Below are 1239 nucleotides of genomic sequence, written 5' to 3'. Positions count from 1 at the left end.
ACCATTTCGGCAACGTACAGGGCGCTTTGATCGATGTTTTGTACAAAACGCTCGTAATGCAACTCTTCTTTCAAAGCCTGATCGCGTTGCTGCAGGGTAATCATGCCTTCTTCCAGCATATTGTTCAGAATATAAGCCTGACGCAGTTTGGCGCGTTCAGGATTTACAATCGGATTGTAGGCGGAAGGGGCTTTGGGCAAGCCGGCCAACATGGCGGCTTCGGCCAATGTTAACTCGTTAACATTTTTGTTGAAATAAATTTGGGCTGCAGATGCAAAACCATAAGCGCGTTGACCCAAATAGATTTGGTTGAAGTACAGCTCCAAAATCTTGTCTTTGCTCAAAGACTGCTCGATTTTGTAGGCCAACAGGGCTTCGTTGAATTTACGGGTGAACGAACGCTCGCTGCTCAGGTAGAAGTTTTTAGCAACCTGTTGCGTAATCGTACTGGCACCGGATTGGACGCCGCCGGCCATGACGTTGCCGATCGCGGCGCGCGCCACACCCCAAACGTCCACGCCCCAGTGGTCGTAGAAGCGTTTGTCTTCGGCGGCAATCACGGCATTTTTCAAAACTTTGGGAAAGTCACCGATTTTGGTGAATTCACGCCGTTGCTCGCCGTAAACGCCAATCACTTGGCCGTCTGAAGAATAAATCGTCAGCGGCATTTTGGGTTTGTAGTGTTGTAAAGTGTCCAAAGACGGCAGTTTCGGATAGGTGACCAAAATTGCAATTGCAATCAGCCCCACGCCGAAAAGAGCCAGTCCCAATAAGAGACCCAGGCAGGTCGTTATAATCTTTTTAATCATGACTAAGTAATAATTTGCCATTAATGGCGATAAATAAAGTAAAATGGGAAACGATTTCTATCAGCCACAGTTAATACTGTGCAAAGAATAAGAAGTCCTTTACGGATAACGAAACAGTTACTCACTCCTAAATGATACAGGGAAGTCAAATCATGCGCTTATTTAAAAGCACGAAAGATACCAAAACAGGCAAGGCTTCTAGTGGATTGAACAACCGCTCTGCCATCGGTGTCGATATCAGCCAACATGCCATTAAGATGGTACAACTGACAGGCCGTAGTTTAAACCAAATTCAGCTGGAAAAATACGTTATTACCAAATTGCCTAAAAATATTGTCAAAGGCAACAAAATTCAAGACTACGATCAGCTTGCTACTTACATCCAACATACTTACACACAATTACGCAGTTCTTGCAAAAATATTGTTGC

At 44.8% G+C, this 1239-nt stretch carries 2 protein-coding genes; one reads left to right on the top strand and one right to left on the bottom strand.

What is annotated here, in order from left to right:
* Positions 1-809 (bottom strand): transglycosylase domain-containing protein (locus ACTHUE_RS19325; protein WP_440424204.1); only part of this gene is annotated, 809 nt, incomplete at its 3' end.
* Positions 810-961: 152 nt separating this feature from the next.
* On the opposite strand from ACTHUE_RS19325, the gene pilM reads away from it, so the two are divergent.
* The coding region (gene pilM / locus ACTHUE_RS19320) for a pilus assembly protein PilM (protein ID WP_440424203.1) at positions 962-1239 on the top strand (278 nt) is incomplete at its 3' end.

This window comes from Neisseria sp. P0021.S005, from assembly GCF_051956955.1.
The sequence above is the reverse complement of the archived record's forward strand: the minus strand, read 5'-3'. Positions and strand labels throughout refer to the sequence as shown.